The organism is Mycobacterium sp. 852002-53434_SCH5985345, assembly GCF_001667155.1.
Lineage (GTDB): Bacteria > Actinomycetota > Actinomycetes > Mycobacteriales > Mycobacteriaceae > Mycobacterium.
In genome coordinates this window covers 1-4,460 of record NZ_LZIE01000008.1, presented here as the reverse complement: position 1 = coordinate 4,460, position 4,460 = coordinate 1, and the positions used below count along the sequence as shown (strand labels likewise).

Annotated in this window: 1 pseudogene; it reads right to left on the bottom strand. The window is 70.3% G+C overall.

The annotated features are described in order from the left end of the window. A pseudogene (locus A5756_RS26670) lies at positions 1 to 4,460 on the bottom strand (amino acid adenylation domain-containing protein); the annotation flags it as partial.

The following is a 4,460-nucleotide window of genomic DNA, read 5'->3' as shown; positions in this document are numbered from 1 at the left end:
TCCGGTGCCCACGAACCGCGCCCAGGCCAACCCGAACGCGATCAACAGGATGTCCTGCACGCCGGCGTGGAACGCCGAGGGCACCTCACCCAGCAGCTGCCGGGTGGTCTCGACATCCAGCGACACCGACAGCTGCTTGGCCGTCTCGTAGGTGTCCACGTCGGGGCGCACGGCCGGCAACAGCGCCGGAGTCGCCGCGACCTGCCGCCACGCCTCGGCCTGCTCGATCACCTCGGGCCGCTGGGCGTGCTCTTCCAGCATCGCCGTCCACCTGGCGAACGACGTCCCGGCGGCCGGCAGCGCCACCGCCTGGCCGCTGTGGTGCTGAGCCCAGGCAATGTTCAAGTCTTCCAACAGGATTCGCCACGAAACGCCGTCAACGGCCAGGTGGTGAATGATCAGCGCCAACTGGGCCGTCGATTCCGCCCACACGGCGCGGAGCATGGTCCCCGCCGCGGGGTTCAGCTGGGAGCGCGCCGCCACCAGCGTCGCGTCGGACAGCGCGTGGACGGTGTCCATGCAGGCGCCGGCATCGACCGCGCCGACGTCGGGCACCTGCATCGACCAGCCGCCGGCGCCGTCGTCGTCGACGCGCATCCGCAGCGTGGCGTGCCGGTCCAGCAGTGATTGCAGCACGACCCGCACGTCATCGCCGGTGACGCCGGCCGGCGCCTGGACCACCATGGTCTGGTTGAACTGGTCGGTCGGGCCGTCGACTTGCTGCAGCCAGCGCATGATCGGGGTGCCGACCACCGGGCCGATGCCCTCGTCGACGACGTCGTCGTCGGAGGCCACGCCGGCCACCCGGGCCAGCCGGGCCACGGTCTGCTCGACGAAAACGTCGCGCGGGCGGCACACCACGCCGGCCGCGCGGGCGCGTGCCACCACCTGCATCGACAGGATGCTGTCGCCGCCGAGGTCGAAGAACGAGTCGTCGACGCCGACCCGCTCCAGCCCGAGCACCTGGGCGTAGATGGCGGTCAGCGTCTCTTCGACGGCCGTGGTCGGCGCGCGGTATTCGCCGCTGGTCTTCTGGTACTCGGGCGCAGGCAACGCCCGCTTGTCGAGTTTGCCGTTGACCGTCAGCGGCAGCGCGTCCAGCACCACGACGGCGGCCGGAACCATGTAGCTGGGCAGCCGCTCGCCGAGCTGGGTGCGAATCACGGCCGGGTCGGCGGTCCCGGTGATGTAACCGACCAGGCGCTTGTCGCCGGGGCGGTCCTCGCGGGCGATCACCGCGGCCTGGTCGACGCCGTCCAGCCCCGCGAGGGCGGTCTGGATTTCGCCGAGTTCGATGCGGTAGCCGCGGATCTTGACCTGCTCGTCGGCGCGGCCGAGGTACTGCAGCTGGCCGTCGATGCCCCAGCGCACCAAGTCGCCGGTGCGGTACATCCGCGTCCCCGGCGCCCCGAACGGGCACGCCACAAACCGCGAGGATGTCAGGCCCGCCCGGCGCACATAGCCGGAGGCCACACCGCGGCCGGCGATGTAGAGCTCGCCGACGACGCCCTCCGGCGCCGGGCGCAACCACTTGTCGAGCACGAACAGCGCGGCGCCCGGCACGGGCGATCCGATCGTCGGCGCCCCCGACTCGGCGCTCAGCGGCGCGCTCATCGATGCGTACACCGTGCCTTCGGTCGGGCCGTAGGCGTTGATCATCACGCGGCCCGGCGCCCACCGGTCCACCACCTCGGCCGGGCAGGCCTCACCCGCCACGATCAATGCGGTCGAATCCAGCCCGTCGGGCGACAGCATCCCGACCGCCGACGGGGTCTGGCACAACACCGTGACCTTCTCCGCGACCAGCAGCGAGTGCAGCTCGTCCGGGGAGCCGGCCACCGACTCGGGCACCACCACCAGGCGCCCGCCGTGCAACAGCGGACCCCAGATCTCCCACACCGACACGTCGAAAACCAGCGAGTGCCACTGCGACCAGACGCCCGCCTGCGGCAGGTCGGCTGGCAGCGACTTCAGCAACTGGGTGACGTTCTGGTGGGTGACCGCCACACCCTTGGGGGTTCCGGTCGTGCCCGAGGTGTAGATCATGTACGCGATGTCCTCGGGGGCCGGCCCCGGCAGCCCCGAGCCGGACTGTTCGGCCACCGCGGGATCGTCGACGTCGACAACCAGCAAGTCGAACCCGTCCAGCCGCGCCCGCAACTCCGCCGTCGTGACCGCGGCGACCGGCGCCGCATCGCCGAGCATGAACTCCATCCGCGCCGCCGGGACCGCGGGGTCGATCGGCAGATAGGCCGCGCCGGTCTTGAGGACAGCCAGGATCGCCACGATCGCCTCGGCCGAGCGCGGCAGAAGCAGCGCCACGCATGCCCCCGGACGCGCGCCGTGGTCGGCCAGCAGGTGGGCCAGCCGGTTCGCGGCCTGGTCGAGCTCCTGATAGGTGAGCGTGCGGCCCTCGAACGTCAGTGCCGGAGCCTCCGGTACACGCGCGACCTGCTTGTCGAACAACGCCGGAATCGACGCAGCCCCCTTCACCGGCGCGGTCAACACCGCCCGGTTACCCCACTCGTCGAGGCGGTCGTGCTCGCCGCCATCCAGCAAGTCGATCGACAACAATCGCCGCCCTGCACCGACGGTCATGACTGCTCCTCCACATCTGCGGTCATGGCTTCCAGCACGCGCCGGAACCGCTCGATCAACCTCTCGATTCTGCCTTGGTCGAAGACTTCTGTATCGAATTCGACGCGAAGACCCAGTTCGTGACCCGGCACGGCTTGCACCGAGAGCGGATAGTGGTTGAATTCGCGGTTGGTAAAGCCCTCAATGGCCAGTTCATCGACGGCCGACAGCGCGGCGGTGTCGATCGGGTAGTTCTCGTACACGAACATGGTGTCGAATAATTGGTCATGTCCCGTTACACGATGGATCTCATTCAGCGCCAAGTGCTGGTGCTCGAGTGTGTCGTTGTAGGCGCTCTGCAGCTGATTTAGCAGGTCCGCGATCGTGGTTTCGGCGCCGATCGTCGCCCGCACCGGCACCGTGTTGATGAGCAGCCCCACCATCTGGTCGGCGCCGGTCAGCTCCGTCGGCCGCCCCGAGACCGCGGTCCCGAATGTCACGTCGTGCTGGCCGGTCAGCCACATGAGCAGCTGCGCCCAGGCGGCCTGCAGCACGGTGCTGACGGTGGTGCGGCACGAGCGGGCCAGCTCGCCCAGCGCGCGCGTGGTCTCCGCCGACACCTGGAACGAGGAGACGCCCCGCGGGCCGAGGCTCATCCGGCCAGCCGGACCGACCAGGGTGGGGGTGTCGAACCCGGCCAGCACCCGCCGCCACGCCGCCTGGGCGGCGCCGCGGTCCTGCGCGGCCAGCCACGCGACGAACTTGCGGTATTGCACCGGCGCGGGCAGCTGCACGCCGTAGTAGGCGGCGAAGATCTCCTGCAGCAGAATCGGCTTGGACCAGCCGTCGAGCACGATGTGGTGGTTGGTCAGCACGAACCGGTGCCGGTTGTCGGCGGTGCGGATCAGCGCGGCCCGGAACGGCGGGCGGTCCGCCAGGTCGCACACCGCGGCACGTTCGGCGGCGCAGACCTGCTGGATCTGCTCCTCGGGTTCGGCATCTTGGGCGTCGAGTTCGACGTAATGCCACGACAGCGCCGGCTCGGCCGACAGGACCTGCACCGGCTCACCGAAGTCTTCGACGAAGTGCGCCACCACATTGGGATGCCGCTTGATCATGGTGTGCACCGCGTCGCGCAGCCGGTGCGGGTCGAGGGCACCGTTCACGCTGATGTCGAGCTGCACGGCGTACAGGTCTTCGCTTCCGTGCGCGCTGCCGGTGTGGAAGAGGAGCCCCTGCTGCAACGGGGTCAACGGCAACACGTCGGCGACCGGGTAGCGCTGGCACAGCTCGTCGATGTCCCGCTGGGTCAGCCGCGCGGGCGCGAGGTCCGACGGGGTCAACCCGCCGCCACCGTTGCGGACGTGGCTGCAGATGCCGCTCAGGGCGTCGAACCACAGCTCGCTCAGCCGGCCGACCTGGCCCTCATCGAGCGCCGAGCGCGCCCAGGTCCAGTTGGCCTGCAGCAGCGGACCCGCGGCGGTGTCCAGCGTGCCGGCGTTGAGCTCGACGGTGTGCGGCAAGGGCATGGGCACCGCCGTCGCCGCGCCGGCCGACGCCAGGCTGTCCTGGTCGAGCCGCCACAACTCGCTGGACAGGTCGCCCGCGCCGCCGAGGCGCCCGAGGTAGTTGAACCCGATCACCGGGTCCGACCCGTCCATGTCGACGTCGGGGTTCAGATAGCGCAGCAGCCCGTAGGTCAGCGTGTCCGGCAGGGCGCGCAGCTGTTCCTTGGCGTCCTTGACCAGTGCGCCCAACTCGGCCTCGCCGGCGACGACATGTCCCCAGGACAGGCCGCCGACCGTGAGCGCGACGGGGTACTTGGTGGTGAACCAGCCCACCGTGCGGGACAGGTCGACGTGCGGGCCCAGTTCCTCGTGGCG